Here is a 19,286-nt window from a genome sequence, read left to right as displayed (position 1 = left end):
GGGCCCGATCGCGACCCATTTAACTGGCTTAATGATTCAATCTCTTAATGATCTCCGCGCTGGTCCGGCGTGCCCGTCGGACCGGCGCGGCCGTGATGGGCATCGTAGCGGTGGCCGCGGTGGTGCTCGCCCCGCCGCAAGCCCGAGCCGAGTCCACCGAAGGTGACAGCACCACCGACGTCGCTTGCGCAAGCGAGACCCAGTCGGTACCGACGACATGGTATTTCCCGAACACGCCGCCGCTGGGATTGGTGTGGTTGCAGCACGGCTTCGTGGAAGGCAAGAAGGTGTGGTCCGACTTTGCCGCCGAGGTCGCCGACAGTGGTTACCTGGTGCTGGCCACCACGCTGCCCACCCTCAGCCGGTTCGGCTGCACCGTGGAGCACCTGATTGACAACACCGGCTTCCTGGCCAACATCGCCGATGTCTTCGCCCATAAAGACGATCCGAATGGCGCGTTGGCGACGTCCTTCGCGATGGCGGCTGAGAGCGCCGGCCGGCCCGCCACGCCGTTACCCGACAAGTTGGTTTTCGTGGGGCATTCGGCGGGGGCGGAGGCCGTCGAATACGTCGCCGAGCGCCTGCATCGCGCCTACCCCGCCACCTTCACCCAACTGCGCGGCATCGTCAGCGAGGACGGCGTGAAGTCGTTCATCGGTTCCAATACCGACGACGCGCTGTCGGGCCTGGCAGGCACCACCCTGCCCATCTACGCCACGGCATCGCCGCATCTTCTCTGCAACTTCTTCCAACGCGGCACCAAGGCCATCGAACGGTATATGCCGGACCGAACATTTCACGGGGTGAAAATCACGACCGGCGCCCACGGTGACGCGCTCGGCCCATCGTCGCCCGCGTACGAAAACCTGGTGTGTGGCCGTCCGCGGCCGGACAATGTGGCCGCGGTATGGGGGCTGACACGGGGCTGGATCGCCGACATGTTCGCGGGCACGATCACACCCGACTTCTACCCGGGCGGAAGCTATTACACCGATCTGGTGACCGCCGGCACCATCACCACGCTGCCGTGACCGGTCAGGGCACCCCGGACGGTGAGCGGCCCGGCGGATGCGTCGCGGCCAAGCCGGACGCCGCGGCGCGCTGCATGATGAAGCCGGGCCTCATCCGCGTGATGCCGACGCCGTCGGGATTGCGTTGCTCGTAGCCGTCCAGCATCGTCTCCACCGCGGATTTCGCCCTGCTGTACGCGGACGACCTGATCCCGGCAGTCGACCACGTCTCGTCGGCCCGTTCCCCGTACCGCCCGGCGGCGTAGGTGCCCACCGACGACAGGTGCACCAGGTGAGGCACTTTGGCGTTGTGGGCCGCGCTCAGCACCGCCGAACTGCCGTTGATGGCGACCGCGTCCAGGTAACGCGTGTTGCGGGTCGGTGAAACCCCCACGCGAGATGGACCACGCAGGCGGCGCCGCGAAAGATCCTGTGCAGCTGGATTTCCACCCCCGGCTCGGCCAGGTCCAGTTGATGCCAGTCGGGGCGGGCGTAGACACCTTCCCGCGGCGGCTGCCGGCGGCTGCCGGCGGCTGACGCCGACGATGCCGTAGTCGTGGCCGCCGTCGACGAGCCTGCGCAGCAACGCGGTTCCCACGTTGCCGCTGGCCCCGGTGATGACGATTCGCTTAAACATCGGCGACCTCCTAGTCCGCGTCTCTGCCGTGACGGCTCCGCCGATAGGCCCGCGCGCGCAGATCGGCGAGCCACCGCGGGTGCAGGCTCAGGCCGGGGGCGGTGTTGACGACGGGATCGAACGCCACGTCCCGTGCCCGTTCGGGATCGATGGCGCGGGTCAGCGTGAGCCGGCCCAACGGCGTGAAATCGCCTCTGCCACAGGCCTGGTCGAGCGACACCTGGATCGTGTCGTGCTCGAGCCGCTTGCGGACACCGTCCAGCGAAAGGCCGGGGCCGTCGATGTCGCTGATGATCCGGGCCCTGAGCCACCAATTGTCTCCCCGATAGTGCAGCGGCATCAGGGTGGTCAGCGTCTGACCGCTCCACGAGATGGCCGGCCGCAGCGCCAGCGCCCGGGACAGCATCCCCGAACCGGAGGAGACGACCAGGATGTCCCATGGCCCTGTCCCGTGCGACGGTGTCACCCGAAAGGCCAGGCCGATGAAGTCGGGCAAGGCCCCCGGTGTGCCGCTGGCCTTCGATACCCGGGCGACGATGTCTGACGACGAAATGGGCAGGCCCTCGCCCGCGGGGGCGACGCGTTCGATGAAGCCTTCCGCGAGCACCCCGACCGGATGAAACAACCGCTTGCCCCGGATGGCGGAGCCCCACTGGAAGGGCAACGCGACCAGATCGGAAACGCTCACCGCCGGCGGGTTCCCCATTCCCGCCGCGGGAAACCCGCCATAGCTCCTCACTCGGTCGGCCGGTCGACCGGTGTGGCGGCTTTGCCGGTCGCGGGCGCCCACCCAGCGCATCGCGGCGCCTATTGGCCGGGTCTGGCGCCGCGCGATGACCTTCAGTAAGTTAATCTTTAAGTTATTGAATAGGATGGCTGGATCCGCCGAGGGTTGAGGGGGCCGATCGGAACGGGCTCCCAGGGTGGCGGCGTCGCCGGTACGCGAGCGGCGGTTATGACCGCACATGTTTTGAGCCGTTCTAACCTGGGAATGCCAAGCCGTCCAGGAGGGAGCGCGTGGCCAAGATGGGTGCTGTGTCATTGACACCCGCCACCGAGTCGCCGGCACGCGCGGCCCCATCACCAGGCACCGCCCCCTTCAACCAGTGGCGCTCCGGCGTGCGGCAAGCCGTCCTCGCCCACCTCGCGGCTTTCATCGAGCCGCGCCGCGGCGAGTTGGAAGGCGCCCGCATCGACGCCGCCGGCGACATCCTGATGGCGTTCGCCTCCGGCGGCAAGTGCCTGCGGTCGACCTTCGTCTACCTGGGCTGGCTCTGCGGTGCCGCGCCCAGCGGGGCGGCTTTGCGGGCGGCGGCCAGTTTCGAGTTGCTGCACGTATTCGCGCTGCTGCAAGACGATGTCATCGACGGTTCGACCGAGCGGCGCGGGCGCCCGTCGGCACACCTTCAATTCGCCCAATGGCACCGGGACCGTGGGCTATCCGGCTCGTCACGGCGGTTCGGTGAATCGGCCGCAATCCTGCTGGGTGACCTGTGCCTGATCTGGTCCGAGCAGATGCTGCGCGAGAGCGGTGTCGAAGCCCGGTACTTGCGGCAGGCGTGGCCCCGCTACGACACGATGCGCATCGAGCTGGCGGTGGGTCAGTTCGCGGACCTGATCAGCGATGCCCGGCACATGCCAACGCTCGAGGCCGTGCTGGACGTGGCGCGACGCAAGTCGGGCAATTACACGGTGCGGCGCCCGTTGGAAATCGGCGCGGCGATGTCCGATTGCGACGATGCGACACTGGCCCGGCTCGGCCGCTACGGGGCCGCCCTCGGGGAAGCCTTCCAGCTTCGCGACGACGTGCTCGGTGTCTTCGGCTCGCCGGCGATCACCGGCAAGCCGTCTTCCCGAGATCTGCTGGAACGCAAGGCAACCAGCGTCGTGGTGGCCGCTCACCAGCTGGCCGATCCGCCGGCCCGCGCCGAATTGACCAAACTGATGAACGGCCATGCCCTCGACGACGGTGCGCTCGACCGGTGGAAAGCGTTGATCGTCGAGACCGGGGCCGTCGAGATGATCGAGCGGATGATCAGCGACCGGGTCGCCTCGGCGCGCGAGCACCTTGGCGACGCCTCGATCGACGAGCCCGTGCGGGCCGCACTGGACGAAATGGCGGCCGCCTGTACGGATCGCGCCGAATAAGTGCCATGAGTTTGGGAGCATGCTGACATGCGGACAATCGAAGGACGCAGCGATCACGTGGTGGTGGTCGGCGCCGGGCTGGCGGGCCTGTCCGCGGCGCTGCACCTGGCCGGCCGGGGGCGCAGGGTCACGGTGGTCGAGCGCCAACCCTGGCCGGGCGGGCGCGCCGGCCGGCTCGACATCGACGGCTACCGCATCGACACCGGTCCGACGGTGCTGACGATGCCGGACATCATCGACGAGACTTTCGCAGCCGCGGGCCAGAGCCGGTCGGGCCGGCTGGAGCTGCTGCCGCTTGACCCGGCCTACCGGGCGGTGTTCGCCGACGGCAGCGCGCTCGACGTGCATACCGATCCGGACCGGATGACAACCGCCATCGAAGAGTTCGCCGGCTCCGGGCAGGCGGCGGGCTACCGGCGGCTGCGCGAGTGGCTGAAACGCTTGTACCGGATCGAGTTCGACGGGTTCATCGCCGCCAATTTCGATTCCCCGTTGTCGTTGCTCACCCCGCAACTGGCGCGACTCGTCGCGATCGGCGGATTCCGCAAGTGGGATCGCGTGGTCAAGCGCCACATCAGCGACCCCCGGCTGCAGCGGGTGTTCACGTTCCAGTCGCTGTACGCCGGCGTGCCGCCGCGGAACGCGCTGGCCGTCTACGCCGTCATCGCCTACATGGACACCGTCGCGGGCGTGTTCTTTCCGCGCGGCGGCGTTCGCGCGCTGCCCGACGCGCTGGCCGCGGCGGCCGTCGACGCCGGGGTCGAATTCCGTTACAACGCCACGGTTACCGGGCTCGACCGCGTCGGGGCACGGGTGAGCGCCGTGCGAACGGACCACCTGGACCCCATCGCCTGCGACGCTGTGGTGCTGACCACCGAGCTGCCGCAGACCTATGACTTGTTGGGCCGCACACCGCGCCGGCCCGTGCGACTGCGGCCGGCGCCATCGGCGGTCGTGGCTCACCTGGGATGTCGCCGCATCCCGTCCGACGCGGCCCATCACACGATCTTGTTCGGTGAGTCCTGGGATCAGACGTTCACCGACATCATCCGCGACGGACGACTGATGCGGGATCCGTCCCTGCTTATCACCCGGCCCACGGCGAGCGACCCGACGCTCGCCCCTGACGGGCACGACCTGCTGTACGTGCTCGCCCCGGCGCCGAACCTGGATCGCGGGAGCGTCGACTGGGGCAGTGTCGGCGATCTGTACGTCCACGATCTCATCGACGACGTCGCGGCGCGGCTGCTGCCCGGGTTGTCCGACGACGCAACGGTCTTGGACGTCGTCACGCCCGCCGACTGGGCGCGCCAGGGCATGGCCGCGGGCAGCCCCTTCGCGCTGGCCCACACCTTTGCGCAGACGGGGCCGTTCCGGCCGGCCAACCTGGTGCGCGGCGTCGAAAACGCGGTGCTCGCCGGGTCGTCAACGGTGCCCGGCGTCGGTGTCCCCACCACGCTGATCTCCGGCCGGCTCGCCGCGGACCGCGTCACCGGCCCAGGTTCCGGCCGAGCCGGCCGGGTGGCGACGCACCACGACGTGAGGGCGGGCTGACATGATCCGCAGCGAGTTGGATGCGGCCGGAATCGACGATCCGCGCCTGCGCGAGGGGTATCGGCGCTGCCGCGAACTCAACGCTGCGCACGGTCGCACCTTCTTCCTGGCCACCCGGCTGCTGGCGCCCGACCAACGGCCCGCGGTGCACGCCCTCTACGGTTTCGCGCGCTACGCCGACGACATCCTCGACGACCTGGACACGCGGCTCAGCACCGACATTCGCGGCATGAGGCTGCAGCAGTTGGCCGACCGGTTCTTCGCCGGCGGAGACCACCTCGACGATCCCGTGCTCGCCGCGGTCACCCACACCGCGCGCCGGTACCGGATCGCCACCGAGTTGTTCGACGACTTCCTGGCCTCGATGCGGATGGATCTCACGGTCACCGACTATCCCGACCGCAAAGCGCTCAACCTCTACATGCGCGGCTCCGCCGAAGCCATTGGCCTGCAGGTGCTTCCGGTGCTGGGAACCGTGGTGCCGGTCGAGGAGGCCGCACCCTACGCGGCGGCGCTGGGCAGGGCGTTTCAGCTCACCAATTTCCTGCGCGACGTCGACGAGGACCTGTTGCGGCAACGGGTCTACCTGCCGGCCGACGAACTCGCCGCCCACGGCGTCGATCGCGAGCTGCTGATCTGGTGTCACCGGCACCGCCGCACCGAGCCGAGGGTGCGCGCAGCGCTGGCCGCCCAGCACGAGATCACCCGGGAGACTTACCGTTTCGCCGCCACCGGCATCGCAATGCTCAGTCCGCGCTCGCGGCCGTGTGTGGCAACCGCGGCGGCGCTGTATTCGGAAATCCTGGACCGCATCGAAGCCAGCGACTTCGCGGTGTTCAGTCACCGGGCCACCGTCGGCCGAGCTCGACGACTGCAGGTCGCCGGCATCGGGCTGATACGGTCGTGGCGGGCGCGCAACACTTCGCGCGGAGCTTTCGATTCCCCGGGGGCTGCATGACCGACCGTTGGCAATATCTCTTGGTCCTGGCCGCATGCCTGGCGATCACCGCGCCCCTGGAGATGTTCGGTCCGGGCGTCTACCGGCAATGGCGGCGGCTTGCGAAGTCGGTCTTCCCGGTGGCCGCCGTATTCCTGCTCTGGGATGAGATCGCCATCGCCGCCCACGCGTGGACCTACAACGGCGCCTACATCACCGGCATGAGCATCCCGTTCGGGGTGCCGATCGAAGAGGTGCTGTTTTTCGTCGTCATTCCGATATGCGCGCTGCTCACCTACAACGCCGTGAGCACCATCCTAGAACGGGTCAAGCGCCGATGATCGGCCTCGGGTATACGGTGCCGGCGGTGGCGGCGGTATTCACCGTCTGCGCGCTGGAATTGGCGGTCCTGCGCACCGGACTCTTCCGGCGACCGGCCTACTGGCTGTCGATGCTGATCGTTCTGGGGTTCCAGATCCCGGTCGACGGCTGGCTCACCAAGCTCAGCTCCCCCATCGTCAGCTACGACCCCCGCCAGATCACCGGCGTGCGCTTCCCTTTCGACATCCCGGTCGAGGATTTCTTGTTCGGGTTCGCCCTGGCCACCGCGGTACTGCTGGGATGGGAACGCCAACGTGCGCGTCGGTGAAGCCCGCCCCACACCCGGCCAGTTGTCAGCCGCCTTCGACGCTGGGGCGATGGCATACGACCGGCTGGTGGGCGCCAGCCCCGGCTACCACCAGCAGCTGCTGCTCTCCGCACGTCGCATGCGAATCACCAATAACGGCAAGGGCTTACGGCTGCTCGATGCGGGTTGCGGCACCGGCGCGTCGACGGCCGCGCTGCTGGCCGTCGCCCCGGAGGCCGACATCGTTGCGGTCGACGCGTCGCGAGGCATGCTCGAGGCCGCGGCCGCCAAGGACTGGCCCCCATCGGTGCGGTTCGTGCACAGTGCCGTCGAGCAACTCGCGGAGCACGGCGTCACAGGACCGTTCGACGGCATCCTGGCCGCCTACCTGATCCGCAACCTCGCCGACCCTGACGGGCAATTGCGGAAACTTCGGATGATGCTGCGGCCCGGCGCCACCCTGGCGGTGCACGAATACTCGGTGCGCGACTCCCGCGCCGCCACTTGCATCTGGCACGCCGTGTGCTGGGGCATCATCATTCCCGCCGGATGGTGGCGCACCCGCGATACGGCGCTGTACCGCTACCTGTGGCGCAGCGTGCTGGACTTCGACGGCGCGGCCCGATTCCGGGCCCGCCTGGTCGATGCGGGTTTCACCGCCGTGCACAGCGAAACGATGCCCGGGTGGGAGGCCAACATCGTGCACACCTTCCTGGCGGACGCGCCGCTATGACGGCCGACAAAGCCGATCCCCGACGCGAAACAAGGCCCGCGCCAACCGGATTGCCCGACGCCGGCGCGCTGACTTCGCAACCGCGGGTGGTCGTCGTGGGCGGCGGCATTGCCGGGCTGACCGCCGCCACCGGGCTGGCCGAACGGGGCGTCGCCGTCGAGGTGATCGAGCGCGAAGGCTACCTCGGCGGCCGGGTGGGCGGCTGGACCGAGCACGACGACGGGGCCGAGCTCGCGATGAATCGCGGCTTCCACGCGTTCTTCCGGCAGTACTACAACCTGCGGGCCCTGCTCGAGCGGATCGACCCGCAATTGCGGATGCTCACACCCGTCGACGACTATCCGCTGATCGACGGAGCGGGCCGGCGCGACACCTTCCGGGGGCTGCCGCGCACCCCGCCGTGGAACGCGGTGGCCTTCGCCGCGCGCAGCCCGACCTTCCGGCTTCGCGACTTCCTTCAGCTCGACGCTCGCGCGGCCGCGCCGCTGGCCGCGGTGTCGTTGCCCGGGATCTACGAGCGCCTCGACCACTTCGACGCCGCGACGTTCCTCAAGAGCATCCGATTTCCCGAAGCCGCAAGGCATCTGGCCTTCGAGGTATTCTCCCGCAGCTTCTTCGCCGAGCCGGCGAAGCTTTCCGCGGCGGAGTTGGCGACCATGTTCCACATCTACTTCCTCGGGTCGTCCGAAGGGTTGGTCTTCGACGTCCCCACGTCGAACTACGACAGCGCCCTCTGGCAGCCGCTGCGGCGCTACCTCGAGGACCGCGGCGTGCGCTTCCGGCTCGGCACCACCGCCTCCCGCGTCGACACCGGGTCGGCGCAGCCGTTCCGGGTGCAAGTCGATTCGGGCGATCACCTGGACGCAGACGCCGTGGTGCTGGCCACCGATGTGGCCGGCCTGCAGCGTGTCGTCGGGGCATCGACCGGGCTGGCCACCGAGGGCTGGCGCGCGCGGATCGCCCGGCTGCGCACCGCGCCGCCGTTCGCCGTGCATCGGTTGTGGCTCGACCGTCCGGTCGGCGCCGAGCGGCCGGCGTTTCTGGGCACCGCCGGCCATGAGCCACTGGACAACATCAGCGTGCTGGAGCGCTACGAACGCGAGGCCGCCGAGTGGTCGCGCGGGCATCATGGGTCGGTCGTCGAATTGCATTCGTACGCACTCGAGGCCGCGCCGTCGCGCGCGGCCGCGCTGCGCCAACTGCACAAGGTGTATCCGGAAACCGCGGCGGCACAGATCGTTTGCGAGCGACTGCTGCATCGCAGCGATTGCCCGCTGTTCCCTCCGGGGTCCTATGCGCACCGCCCGGCGGTGTTCACGCCGCAGCCCGGCCTGCTGCTGGCCGGCGACGCCGTCCGCGTCGACTTGCCCGTGGCACTGATGGAGCGCGCCGCGACCACGGGTTGGTGCGCCGCCAACCATTTGCTGAGAAGATGGGGACTGGCCGGGCACCCGTTGGTCACCGTACCCACCCGAGGCCGGTCAGCCCTGTTGCGATGGCTCGCCACCCGCTAAGGATCCGCTCAACGATGAATATTCGCGAACAGCTAGAACACCTGTGGTCGGCCGCCCGGCCCAAAGACTGGCCCCTGCAGGTGATCCCGCGTACGCCGTGGGCCGACCAGCAACCGACCTACCGGGACGCCCAGCCCGCCATCATCGACGCCGCGCTGAAGCGGGCCCAGCAGAAGCCCACCGGGAACTGGTTCGCGTTCGCCGGCAGCGCCAACGTGCGTCCCGGGCGGCCGTTCGGCGCGCGGGTCGCCGGGGTCGAGATCGTCGCCTGGCGCGACGACCAGCATCGGCTCTGTGTGGGGCCCCGCAGTTGCCCCCACCTGGGGGCGGATCTGGCCACCGGAACCGTGCACGGCGGCACCCTGATCTGCCGATGGCACGGGCTGGCCCTGGACGGCCATGCGCGTGAATTCGGCTGGAGCCCGTTGCCCGGCCACGATGACGGCATCCTGGTGTGGGTGCGGCTCGACGAGGCGGGCGGCGAGGCCCCGTTGGCGGAACCGGTGATTCCGGCCCGGCCGGACGGTGACACCCTTTCCGCCGTCGCCCACGTGGCGGGCGTCTGCGAGCCCGCCGACGTGATCGCCAATCGGCTCGACCCGTGGCACGGCGCCTGGTTTCATCCGTACTCGTTCACCCGGCTCGAAGTGCTCACCACGCCAACCGAAACCGTCGATCGCTTCTCGGTGGCGGTGGCTTTCCGGATGGGCCGCCTGGGCGTCCCCGTCGTCGCGGAATTCAGCTGCCCGGAGGCACGCACCATCGTGATGCGCATCGTGGACGGCGAGGGAACCGGCAGCACCGTCGAGACCCACGCCACCCCAATCGGATCGGGTCCCGACGGGCGTCCCCGCACCGCCGTGCTGGAGGCCACCATCGCGCATTCGGACCGTCCCGGGTTCACGCGCGCGTCGCGGGCGGCCGCCCTGATCACACCGCTCATGCGCTTGGCGGCCAACAGGCTCTGGCGCGACGATCTCGCGTACGCCGAGCGCCGCTACCAGGTGCGCACCGGATCCGGCTGACGGTCCCGCCGTGCGGAAAGGGTATGCCGCCGCCGTCGTCCTGACCGTTGGCGTGCACCTCGCCTACCTGGCCTACGTGCCGGTCGGCGGCTTCCTGGCGCTGCGGTGGCCACGCACCATCGTGCTGCACCGGGCCGCCGTCGCCTGGGGCGCCGCCGTCATTGCGCTCAAGCTGCCGTGCCCATTGACAGAAGCCGAGTCGTGGGCGCGCCGCCGCGCCGGCATGAACCCCTTACCCACCACGGGGTTCGTCGACCGTTATGTCGCGGGCCTTCTCGTGCCGTCGGGCCGCGTCGGTCTCGCACAGGCTTTCGCGTTTGTGTGGGCCGCGATCTCCTGGGGCGTATTCGCGAGACGCGTCAGCCGCTGAGGCCGCCCTGCGCCCGCGGCGCAGCGGCCGGCGACGAATCCGTCACGGGCGCCGCCACCTCGGGTTGAGGCGGGCGAGACTTACGGCGCCACAACGCCCAAGTGGCAACCGACAGCAGAATGACCGAGACGACCACGGCCGGCCAGAAGGCCAACTGCGCCAGCCACAGGTCTCGCTGCAGCCGCACCACCGTGCGCCGGCCGCGCCAGACACGCTGTGGCACCTCTTTCACGCTCATCGCCCGATCCCATACCCCCCACGGGACGGTTTAAACGGCGGGGCACGAGACCATTTCGGGGTTTCCAGTGGGTTTGGCTCACCCTCCGGTGGGCTAGTCACCGGCATGAGCACTGAGTCGCGCGTTCCCTCCGAGCCGTCATCTCGATCGTTCACCCGATTAGCGGCGGCGTGGTGGGCGCTTGTCGTTGGCCTGGTGATCCTCATCGTCCTGCTGATCTTCGTCGCGCAGAACACCGAATCGCTCACTGTGCACTTTCTCGCCTTCCACTGGAACTTGCCGGTAGGGGTGGGCTACCTATTGTCGGCGGCGGCCGGCGCGACCACGACGGTGCTCGTCGGTGCCGCGCGGATCATCCAGCTGCGCAGGACCGCCAAGAAGCAACTCAAGACGATGTGACTTTCCCGGACGGCAGCGCGCGCAAAACCCTTACCCGGCAAGCGTTCACGACGTGCACCGCATCAACCGCGCCGCGACCCAACGGCCCCAGCCGTACGTCCCTGCGGGACAACTCTTTTAGAATGTATCGACGCCGTATCGCGCTGTGGTGTTCGGTTTGTAAGGAGGAGCGACATGAGTGGCAAGGAATTCCACAAGGGCGACAAGGTCGAGTGGAAGAGCCACGGCAGGACCGTCCGCGGGACGGTGGAAGCCAAAATCACCTCCGACACCGAGGCCGCCGGACGCACCGTGCGCGCGTCCGAAGACGAGCCGCAGTACAGGGTCCGCAGCGACAAGACGGGCGCGGAAGCCGTGCACAAGCCCGGGGCGCTACGCCCAGCGGACCGACCCATGGCCGGCGAGGAAACCACCTGACTCCGCTTGGGTCCGCGCGTTCGCCGACCTATCGGCTGCAAATGCGAGACACTTATCGGGGTTCGCGGGCCGCGCGTGGCGGTCGCCGATACGCTGGTCGGCGAATCTCGCAAGAAGGACACAGATAAGTGACCAAGCGCGGCGCCGCTGAACGGCGATTGAACCGAGCCGAACTCGAGAAATTGATGTCGGCCGACATGCGCGCACTCACAGCGCAATCGGACCGCATCGGCCGGCACTTCGCCCGTCAGCACGACGTCGGCGGCACCGACCTGCACGCCTTGCTGCACATCATGGTCGCCGAAACGGCCGGAACGCCGCTGACGCCGGCGCAGTTGCGGCAGCGCCTCGACGTGTCGCCCGCCGCCATCACCTACCTGGTGGACCGGATGATCGACTCCGGCCACCTCCGGCGCGAACCCGATCCCGGCGACCGGCGCAAGACGCTGCTGCGCTACGAAGAACCGGGCATGGCACTGGCCCGCTCGTTCTTCACCCCCCTCGGCGCGGAGTTGCACAAGGCCCTCGCCGACGTGCCCGACTGCGATTTGGCCGCCGCGCACCGGGTCTTCCTGGCGATGATGGCGGCGATGTCCACCTTCGAATCGCAACTCGCCACCGCGGCCCCCGAGCCGTCGGCGACCGACGCCAAGCGCGCGCCCGCCAAGGGTCGCCGTCGTGTGGTGAAAAACGGCGATCGACCCGCCTAGGACACCGGCCGCCGGGCAGCGGAGCCGAGCACCCGCTGCTCGATCAGGTCGGCCCCCCGCCGCACCCCTCCGGTCGCGGCGAACCCGGCGGCCACGCGACGCGCGCCGTCCGCCATCGTCATCGCCGCACGCACCTTCGCCTTCAGCCGTGCAGGGCTGAGGTTTTTGGCTGCCAGGCGGGTACCGCAGCGGGCGACCTCCACGCGCCGGGCGACTTCGGCCTGGTCGCGCGCGAACGGCACGACGCAGACGGGTACGCCGCGGTCGAGGGCCTTCAGCGTCGTTCCCATCCCGCCGTGCGTTATGGCGCAGCTGGCCCGTTGCAGCACGGCCGCGTGCGGGACGAAGCGGCAGATGGTCGCGTTGGCCGGTCGCGGGAGACCCGGTGGTATCCCCGCCGGGAAGGTCGCCACCACGTGGACGGGCTCGTCGGCCAGCGCCCGCAACGCGATCCGTCCCAGCGCGGCATCGGGCTGCCTGATCGACGACGTGTTCAAAAGCACCACCGGCTGCTTGATGTCCGCGACCCAGTCCGGCGTGGGTGTGTGGGCGGGTTCGAATACGCATGCGCCGATGTGGTGAACCAAACCGTCCCATCCGGGATGGCGATACTCGAAGGGCTCGCCGCCGACGGCCAGCAGCAGCGGTGCCCGCCGCACGAAGTCGTCGACCGACGCGACCGGCGACACCCCCAGCTCGCCGCGAATGGCGTTGAGCCGCGGCAGCGTTGGCCGGTCGAACAGATGCCGGACGATCGGGCGCACCGAGGCGTCCCGGAGGTCGCCGAGGATGCCCGGCAGCGGGCGCAGCCCCGGACCGAACGGGGGCACCCCGCGCGACCGCAGATACGGCGTGAACGGCGAGAACACCAGCCAAGGCGTATCGCCGGCCTCCGCGGCCGACATCGCCCCCCAGCAGTTCGCATCGACGATGAGCGCGTCCGGCCGGACCGCATCCACCGCGCGTCGCAAATCCCCGACTTCGAGCACCGCGCGCCGGCAGAGCACGTCGATCGTTAACTTCAATACACCCAATGCGTTTCGGGCGCGCCAGTCCTCGCCGACGATCGATTCGATGTCGGGATCGACAGGCTCGGCGTGCGCGCCCACCGCGCGCAGCGTCGCGACGCCGCCCGCCATGGTGCGCACGTGCACCTCGTGACCGCGGCCGGCGAGCTCGGCCAGCAGCGCGCCCACCGGCAGCAGGTGACCCAGGGCCGGCGACCCGTAGGCCAGTATCACCGCCATGTCGCACGCAGCTTTCAGGCGGGTGTGAGGTCGACAGCGCGCAGGCCGGAAAGATTTGCGGCGCCGCAGCCGTGGAGGCAGACTCGAAGCTCGTCGATGAACGGCTGCAGCCAATCGACAACGGCGGCAGCGGAATCGATCGCCGCCGGGAGGAGGGGGCGAGCCACCGCCACGACGTCGGCACCCAGCGCGATGGCCTTGGCCGCGTCCATACCGGTGCGGATCCCGCCGGAAGCCACCAGCGGAATCTCGGGCAGCACCGCGCGCACCCCCACGATCGCCCTGGCCGTCGGGATGCCCCAGTCGGCCAGATGCGGGTACCGCAGCTCGCCGTAGCGGACGAACTGCTCGACCCGCGACCACGAGGTGCCGCCCGCGCCCGCGACGTCTATTCCGGAGACCGGCAGTTCTCCTTCGGCGCCAACCAGTTCCGCGGCGGCCGCGCCCCCGATACCGTGGCCGACCTCCTTGAGCAGCATCGGGCAATCTATCGCGTCGGCCGTGTCCCGCAGCCTGGCCAACGAGCCGGAGAAGTCCGTGTCACCGTTGCGCTGGATCGCTTCCTGCAATGGATTGGTGTGCACCGCAAGCGCATCGGCGCCCACCCGGTCGAGAGCCTTTGCGAGCTCGGGCACGGCGGCCGGGGTCAGCTGGGCCAGGCCGATATTGCCGAACAGCAAGACGTCCGGGGCCACGTCACGAACGGCGAAACTGGCCGCGGCCCGCTCTCCCAGCGCGCTGTCCAGCATTATCCGTTGCGAGCCCAGCATCATCCCGATGCCGAGCCGTTGCGCGGCCGCGGCGAGATTCCGGTTGATGGTCCCCGACAATTCGGCGCCGCCCGTCATCGCACCGATCAGAATCGGGGCGCGCAGGTTCGCGCCGAAGAATTTGGCCGACAGGTCGATTTCGCCGAGGCTGGTCTGGGTCAGGGCGTTGTAGGGCAATTCGTAACGCTCGAGCCCGGTGGTGACATGTTCATAGTTGACCTGCTCGCCGAGGCACACGTCGATGTGCCGGCGCTTACGGCTCGTCATCGGCGCCCCGTCGACCGTCACGGCGGTCCCCCGCGCATCCATAATGTCCATAGTGCCCGTTATTGCGTACCGCCAATGCGTTACGGGACACAATTTCAGTTGATTAATGTTTAACACATTGAAAGACTTGACATCGTGGTGTGGGACGGGGTGGCCGCGGCCGTGACGGGTCGGCGCTCGTGGTTGTTCGCCCTGGGTGCCATCCTGCTCGGCGCCGTTTTCGTGGCGGCGGTGGGCCCCAACGCGGCCGCCGGACAGGCGCCGCTGTCGGTGCCGACCGGGTCGGATTCGGCCAGGGTCGACGCCTTGGCACGCCAATTCCCCGGCGGGGACCGCGTGCCGCTGATCGTGGTGGTCAGCCGCACCGACGGCGCTGCGCTGGGTCCCGCCGATGTCGCCGCCGCGCAGGCGGCCGGCGACCGCACGCGGGCCGCCGCCCAGCCGGGTGGGGCCGCAGGCGCGCCGGCGCAGGTGTCGGCCGACGGCAAGGCGGCCATATCGGTGGTGTCGGTCAGCGCCGACCTGTCCGGGCTTGCCCTGACCGACGCGGTCGCCGGCCTGCGCAAAGCCGCCTCCACCGGTCTGCCGGCGAAGCTGCGGGTGCACGTCACCGGCGGCCCGGCGTTCGGGGCGGACATCGCCGGCGCGTTCACCGATGCGAACGTCACCCTGCTCGCGGTGACGGCATCGGTGGTGGCGCTGCTGCTGATCGCCACCTACCGCTCCCCGGTGCTGTGGCTGGTGCCGCTGCTGGTGGTCGGGTTCGCCGATCGGGTCGCCGCCGCGGTGGGTACCGCGGTGGCGACGCTGACCGGGTTGAGCTTCGACGGCGGCACGTCCGGGATCACCAGCGTGCTGGTCTTCGGCGCGGGCACCAACTACGCGCTGCTGCTGATTTCCCGATACCGGCAGGAGCTTCGGCGTCATCGCGAGCATCGGGACGCGTTGCGCCGTGCGGTGCGGATGGCCGGTCCGGCGATCGTCGCCAGCAATGCCACCGTGGTGCTGGCGTTGCTCACCTTGCTCTTCGCCTCGACCCCGAGCACGCGCAGTCTGGGCGCGCTGGCCGCGTGCGGACTGGTGGTCGCCGCGGTGTCGGCCCTGGTGATACTTCCCCCGCTGCTGGCGCTGTGCGGCCGGCGATTGTTCTGGCCCTTCGTCCCCCACCCCGAAGACAGCCCCAGCGTGGATTCCGGTGCCTGGCAACGCATCGGCGAATGGGTGAACCGGCGTCCGGCACTGGTCGCGGCTGTCGCTGTCGCGACGCTGGCGGTGCTTGCCACCGGCCTGCTGGGCACGCGCATCGGTTTGTCGCAGACCGAGCAGTTCCGCGTCCACGCGGATTCGGTCAAAGGTTACGACATTGTGGCAGCGCATTTTCCGGCCGGCCTGGCCAATCCCACACTGGTCGTCGCCCCCGCCGCTTCGACGGTGCCGCAAGCCATCAGGGCTACCCCGGGGGTGGTATCGGCGACCGAGTCGGGCCGCTCGCCGTCGGCGTTGACGAGGTGGTCGGTAGTGATCGATGCCCCGCCGTCTTCCGATCGGGCTTTCGCCATCGTTGCGGCGCTGCGTGATACGACGACGTCGGCCAGCTCCTCGGCGCTCGTCGGTGGGGCGGATGCGCAGGCGCTCGACGTCCGCAACGCGGCCACCCACGACCGGCATCTGCTGATCCCGGCGATTCTTGCAGTCATCCTGGTCGTCCTCTACGTCTTGCTGCGCTCCGCACTCGCGCCGCCCACACTGCTGGCGGCAACGATCCTCGGAGCACTGGCCGCGCTGGGCATGGGCGGCTGGGCCAGCGGCCATGTGTTCGGCTTCCCGGCGCTGGACAACAGCACCCCGCTCTTCGCCTTCCTGTTCCTGGCCGCCCTCGGCGTGGACTACACGATCTTTCTGGTCACCCGTGCCCGCGAGGAGTCCACCCGGCGCGGGTCACGCGCGGGCATGGTCGCCGCGGTGTCGGCCACCGGCGGCGTCATCACCAGTGCGGGAATCGTTTTGGCCGCTGTCTTCTGCGTGCTGGGCGTGTTGCCGCTGATCGTGCTGACCCAGCTGGGCATCATCGTCGGCCTGGGCATCCTGCTGGACACCTTCGTGGTCCGCACACTGGTCATCCCGGCGTTGTTCGCGCTTCTCGGCGACCGCATCTGGTGGCCCGCCGCGCCGAAGGCCCCCGAATCCGTTGCAGCACAATTCGAAGCTCAACACGAACGGAGCACCCCATGAACAGGTTCACGCTGGCCGCGACCAGCCTCGCCGCCGCCGTCGCCGCCGGAACCGGAAGCTTCGCCAGCGCCGACAGCGTGTCCGGCTGGTATGCGCGGCTGCGCAAGCCGCCGTACCAGCCGCCCAGCGCCGCCTTCCCGGTGGCATGGACCACGCTCTACGGCGACATCGCGGTCACGTCCGCGGTGGCCATCGACCGGTTCCGGGAGGCGGGACAACCGGACAAGGCGCGCCGCTACGCCGCGGCGCTCGGGTTCAACCTTGTGCTCAACGCCGCATGGAGTTGGCTGTTCTTCCGTTTCCACAAGCTCGGCGCGTCGGCGGTCGGTGCCGCCGCGCTGACGGTCAGCAGCGCCGACCTCGCGCGTCGGGCGGCCCAGGCCGATCCGCGGGCCGGACTGGCTCTGTCGGCATATCCGCTGTGGTGTTCCTTCGCAACGGTCCTGGCCACCCATGTGTGGCGGCTCAACCGCTGAGGAAACCGTCGGATCATGCCGTCGCTCTTATGGTTTCGTCGCGACTTGCGGTTGGGCGACCATCCGGCGCTGAATGCCGCGGCCGGCGACGGGGAAGTACTCGCCTGTTTCGTGCTCGATCCGAAGCTCGAGGCTTCCTCCGGTCCGCGCCGGCTTCAGTTCCTGGGCGATTCGCTGCGACGGCTGCGCGAGGACCTGGCTGGCCGGCTACTGGTGGCCCGTGGGCAGCCCGACCTGCTGATCCCGCGCATCGCCAAGGAGGTTGGCGCGTCGGCGGTGCACGTCTCCGAGGATTTCGCGCCGTACGGCAAGCGCCGTGACGAACGGGTCCGTGCCGCATTGGGTTCCGTCCCCCTGGTGGCCACGGGATCGCCGTACCTGGTCTCGCCGGGCCGGGTCGTCAAAAAGGACGGGTCCCCCTACCAGGTGTTCACGCCGTTTCTGCGCCAATGGCGCGAGGCCGGCTGGCGGGCTCCGGTCAAATCGCGCGCCGGGTCCGCGCACTGGCTCGATCCGGCGCAGCTGCCGATCGAGCCGGCCGAGATTCCCGATCCCGGGGCCGCGCTCGACGTCGTGGCCGGTGAGGCGGCGGCCCGCAAGCGGTGGAAGTCGTTCGTCGCCAACGGATTACAGCGTTACGACGAGGAACGCGACCGGCCCGACCTGCACGGCACCAGCCGGATGTCGGCGCACCTCAAGTTCGGCTGCATCCATCCGCGCAGCATGGTCGCCGACCTGGATCTGCATCAACGCGGGGCGCAGGCCTACCTGCGCGAGTTGGCGTTTCGCGACTTCTACGCCGATGTGCTGCATCACCGACCGGCCAGCGCCTGGCGCAACTGGAACAGCCAGTTCGACGGCATCCGCACCGACAGCGGTGCCGACGCGAAACGCCGCTTCGAGTCCTGGAAAGCCGGCGAAACCGGCTTCCCGATGGTCGACGCCGGCATGCGCCAACTGCGCGAGACCGGCTTCATGCACAACCGGGTGCGGATGATCGTCGCATCGTTCTTGGTCAAAGACCTGCACCTGCCCTGGCAGTGGGGCGCCGCGTGGTTCCTGGACCAACTGGTCGACGGCGACATCGCGAACAACCAGCACGGCTGGCAGTGGTGCGCGGGCTGCGGTACCGACGCCGCGCCGTACTTTCGGGTGTTCAACCCGACCACCCAGGGCGAAAAGTTCGACCCGTCCGGGGACTACATCCGGCGGTGGGTGCCCGAGCTGCGCTCGGTCGACGATCCGCACCTGCGCAAGGGTGAACGGCCGGCCGGCTACCCAACCCCGATCGTCGACCACGCTGCCGAGCGCGCCGAAGCGCTGCGGCGATACCAGAGCATCTGAGCGATTTCTACCACCCCAAGCTGTTTGGCATGCGATTATCAGCCGACTCACAGTTGTCAAGCCGCCGGGAGGCTCCAATGACACACTTCCTCGTTCGGACATTGCTGGCCTCCGGTGCCGCCGCGGGATTGCTGGCCGGCGTGAACGCCTGTTCATGTTCGATCGGCTCGTCGCACTCGGTCAGCAAGAGCGATGTCGCCGGCCAGATCACCTCGAAGATGACCGACGCCGCCGGCAACAAGCCCGATTCGGTGAACTGCCCCAGCGACCTGCCCGCCAAGGTTGGGGCGCAACTCAATTGCGAGATGAAGGTCAAAAACCAGACGTTCAATGTCAACGTGACCGTGACGAGCGTGAACGGCAAAGACGTCAAGTTCGACATGGTGGAGACGGTCGACAAGAACCAGGTCGCCAGCATCATCAGCAGCAAGCTGGCCCAGCAGGTGGGCAGACAACCGGACTCGGTGACCTGCCCCGACAACCTGAAGGGCGTTCAGGGCGCGACGCTACGGTGCCAACTGGTGGACGGCAGCGACAAGTACGGCATAGCGGTGACCGTCACCAACGTCGACGCCGGCGACGTCAACTTCGACTTCAAGGTCGACGACCACCCCGAACCGAGCTAGCGGT

22 protein-coding genes are annotated in these 19,286 nt (G+C 69.1%); 17 read left to right on the top strand and 5 right to left on the bottom strand.

The features are described from left to right. Window positions 1-47 precede the first annotated feature (47 nt). On the top strand, window positions 48-1,031 hold the full coding sequence (locus tag KXD96_RS11235) for a hypothetical protein (RefSeq protein WP_260744624.1): 984 nt from the start codon (window positions 48-50) through the stop codon (window positions 1,029-1,031). Window positions 1,032-1,035: 4 nt separating this feature from the next. Here KXD96_RS11235 and KXD96_RS11230 read toward each other — a convergent pair whose 3' ends face one another. Continuing rightward, window positions 1,036-1,404 (bottom strand): NAD-dependent epimerase/dehydratase family protein, encoded by a 369-nt coding sequence (locus KXD96_RS11230; protein WP_260744623.1) that lies wholly within the window; start codon window positions 1,402-1,404, stop codon window positions 1,036-1,038. Between the two features lie 253 nt (window positions 1,405-1,657). Then, window positions 1,658-2,353 carry a phosphodiesterase gene (locus KXD96_RS11225; RefSeq protein WP_396878772.1) on the bottom strand — a complete coding sequence of 232 codons (696 nt, stop codon included), beginning with the start codon at window positions 2,351-2,353 and terminating at the stop codon, window positions 1,658-1,660. Between the two features lie 320 nt (window positions 2,354-2,673). Here KXD96_RS11225 and KXD96_RS11220 point away from each other — a divergent pair, with 320 nt between their 5' ends. The 9 genes from KXD96_RS11220 to KXD96_RS11180 are packed head-to-tail and all read left to right on the top strand — an operon-like array spanning window position 2,674 to window position 10,556. Beyond that, the gene (locus KXD96_RS11220; protein ID WP_260744621.1) at window positions 2,674-3,795 is read left to right on the top strand and encodes a polyprenyl synthetase family protein; all 1,122 of its coding nucleotides are present in this window, start codon (window positions 2,674-2,676) and stop codon (window positions 3,793-3,795) included. A gap of 27 nt (window positions 3,796-3,822) precedes the next feature. Then, a complete protein-coding gene (gene crtI / locus KXD96_RS11215; RefSeq protein WP_260744620.1) occupies window positions 3,823-5,349 on the top strand; it encodes a phytoene desaturase family protein in 1,527 nt (508 codons plus the stop codon). A gap of 1 nt (window position 5,350) precedes the next feature. Then, window positions 5,351-6,307 (top strand): phytoene/squalene synthase family protein, encoded by a 957-nt coding sequence (locus tag KXD96_RS11210; RefSeq protein ID WP_260744619.1) that lies wholly within the window; start codon window positions 5,351-5,353, stop codon window positions 6,305-6,307. After that, window positions 6,304-6,627, top strand: coding sequence for a lycopene cyclase domain-containing protein (locus tag KXD96_RS11205; protein WP_260744618.1), 324 nt, complete (start codon window positions 6,304-6,306; stop codon window positions 6,625-6,627). Before KXD96_RS11210 ends, KXD96_RS11205 begins: the two co-directional genes overlap by 4 nt. Next, complete coding sequence (locus tag KXD96_RS11200) at window positions 6,624-6,935, top strand: lycopene cyclase domain-containing protein (protein WP_260744617.1); 312 nt, start codon at window positions 6,624-6,626, stop codon at window positions 6,933-6,935. Before KXD96_RS11205 ends, KXD96_RS11200 begins: the two co-directional genes overlap by 4 nt. Further along, the gene (locus KXD96_RS11195) at window positions 6,922-7,647 is read left to right on the top strand and encodes a class I SAM-dependent methyltransferase (protein ID WP_260744616.1); all 726 of its coding nucleotides are present in this window, start codon (window positions 6,922-6,924) and stop codon (window positions 7,645-7,647) included. The genes KXD96_RS11200 and KXD96_RS11195 overlap by 14 nt, the downstream gene beginning before the upstream one ends. Continuing rightward, window positions 7,644-9,161, top strand: coding sequence for an NAD(P)/FAD-dependent oxidoreductase (locus KXD96_RS11190; RefSeq protein WP_260744615.1), 1,518 nt, complete (start codon window positions 7,644-7,646; stop codon window positions 9,159-9,161). Before KXD96_RS11195 ends, KXD96_RS11190 begins: the two co-directional genes overlap by 4 nt. A 14-nt stretch (window positions 9,162-9,175) precedes the next feature. Next, a complete protein-coding gene (locus KXD96_RS11185; RefSeq protein WP_260744614.1) occupies window positions 9,176-10,186 on the top strand; it encodes a Rieske (2Fe-2S) protein in 1,011 nt (336 codons plus the stop codon). Window positions 10,187-10,196: 10 nt separating this feature from the next. After that, the gene (locus KXD96_RS11180) at window positions 10,197-10,556 is read left to right on the top strand and encodes a DUF2784 domain-containing protein (protein ID WP_260744613.1); all 360 of its coding nucleotides are present in this window, start codon (window positions 10,197-10,199) and stop codon (window positions 10,554-10,556) included. On the opposite strand, the gene KXD96_RS11175 is transcribed toward KXD96_RS11180, so the two are convergent. Continuing rightward, entirely contained in the window at window positions 10,546-10,794 is a 249-nt protein-coding gene (locus tag KXD96_RS11175) for a hypothetical protein (protein ID WP_260744612.1), read from the bottom strand. The two genes, KXD96_RS11180 and KXD96_RS11175, sit on opposite strands and share 11 nt — an antisense overlap. Before the next feature lie 105 nt (window positions 10,795-10,899). On the opposite strand from KXD96_RS11175, the gene KXD96_RS11170 reads away from it, so the two are divergent. The 3 genes from KXD96_RS11170 (at window position 10,900) to KXD96_RS11160 (ending at window position 12,320) form a co-directional block, all read left to right on the top strand. After that, window positions 10,900-11,193: a lipopolysaccharide assembly LapA domain-containing protein gene (locus tag KXD96_RS11170; RefSeq protein WP_260744611.1), complete on the top strand. Its 294-nt coding sequence runs from the start codon at window positions 10,900-10,902 to the stop codon at window positions 11,191-11,193. 174 nt (window positions 11,194-11,367) lie between these two features. After that, the gene (locus KXD96_RS11165; RefSeq protein ID WP_260744610.1) at window positions 11,368-11,610 is read left to right on the top strand and encodes a DUF2945 domain-containing protein; all 243 of its coding nucleotides are present in this window, start codon (window positions 11,368-11,370) and stop codon (window positions 11,608-11,610) included. A gap of 128 nt (window positions 11,611-11,738) precedes the next feature. Further along, a complete protein-coding gene (locus KXD96_RS11160; RefSeq protein ID WP_260744609.1) occupies window positions 11,739-12,320 on the top strand; it encodes a MarR family winged helix-turn-helix transcriptional regulator in 582 nt (193 codons plus the stop codon). Here the strand turns inward: KXD96_RS11160 and KXD96_RS11155 are convergent. Both KXD96_RS11155 and fni read right to left on the bottom strand, forming a co-directional pair. Beyond that, the gene (locus KXD96_RS11155; protein ID WP_260744608.1) at window positions 12,317-13,567 is read right to left on the bottom strand and encodes a glycosyltransferase; all 1,251 of its coding nucleotides are present in this window, start codon (window positions 13,565-13,567) and stop codon (window positions 12,317-12,319) included. The genes KXD96_RS11160 and KXD96_RS11155 overlap by 4 nt on opposite strands. A 14-nt stretch (window positions 13,568-13,581) precedes the next feature. Then, window positions 13,582-14,655, bottom strand: coding sequence for a type 2 isopentenyl-diphosphate Delta-isomerase (gene fni / locus KXD96_RS11150; RefSeq protein WP_260744607.1), 1,074 nt, complete (start codon window positions 14,653-14,655; stop codon window positions 13,582-13,584). An 84-nt stretch (window positions 14,656-14,739) separates the two neighbouring features. On the opposite strand from fni, the gene KXD96_RS11145 reads away from it, so the two are divergent. The 4 genes from KXD96_RS11145 (at window position 14,740) to KXD96_RS11130 (ending at window position 19,282) form a co-directional block, all read left to right on the top strand. Further along, complete coding sequence (locus tag KXD96_RS11145; protein WP_260744606.1) at window positions 14,740-16,836, top strand: MMPL family transporter; 2,097 nt, start codon at window positions 14,740-14,742, stop codon at window positions 16,834-16,836. After that, the gene (locus KXD96_RS11140) at window positions 16,833-17,312 is read left to right on the top strand and encodes a TspO/MBR family protein (protein WP_260744605.1); all 480 of its coding nucleotides are present in this window, start codon (window positions 16,833-16,835) and stop codon (window positions 17,310-17,312) included. Before KXD96_RS11145 ends, KXD96_RS11140 begins: the two co-directional genes overlap by 4 nt. Window positions 17,313-17,327: 15 nt before the next feature. Next, the gene (locus KXD96_RS11135; protein WP_260744604.1) at window positions 17,328-18,656 is read left to right on the top strand and encodes a deoxyribodipyrimidine photo-lyase; all 1,329 of its coding nucleotides are present in this window, start codon (window positions 17,328-17,330) and stop codon (window positions 18,654-18,656) included. Between the two features lie 77 nt (window positions 18,657-18,733). Beyond that, a complete protein-coding gene (locus tag KXD96_RS11130; protein ID WP_260744603.1) occupies window positions 18,734-19,282 on the top strand; it encodes a DUF4333 domain-containing protein in 549 nt (182 codons plus the stop codon). Window positions 19,283-19,286: the final 4 nt, after the last annotated feature.

The organism is Mycobacterium sp. SMC-2, assembly GCF_025263485.1.
Classification (GTDB): domain Bacteria; phylum Actinomycetota; class Actinomycetes; order Mycobacteriales; family Mycobacteriaceae; genus Mycobacterium.
This window is presented reverse-complemented; position numbering and strand designations above follow the sequence as displayed.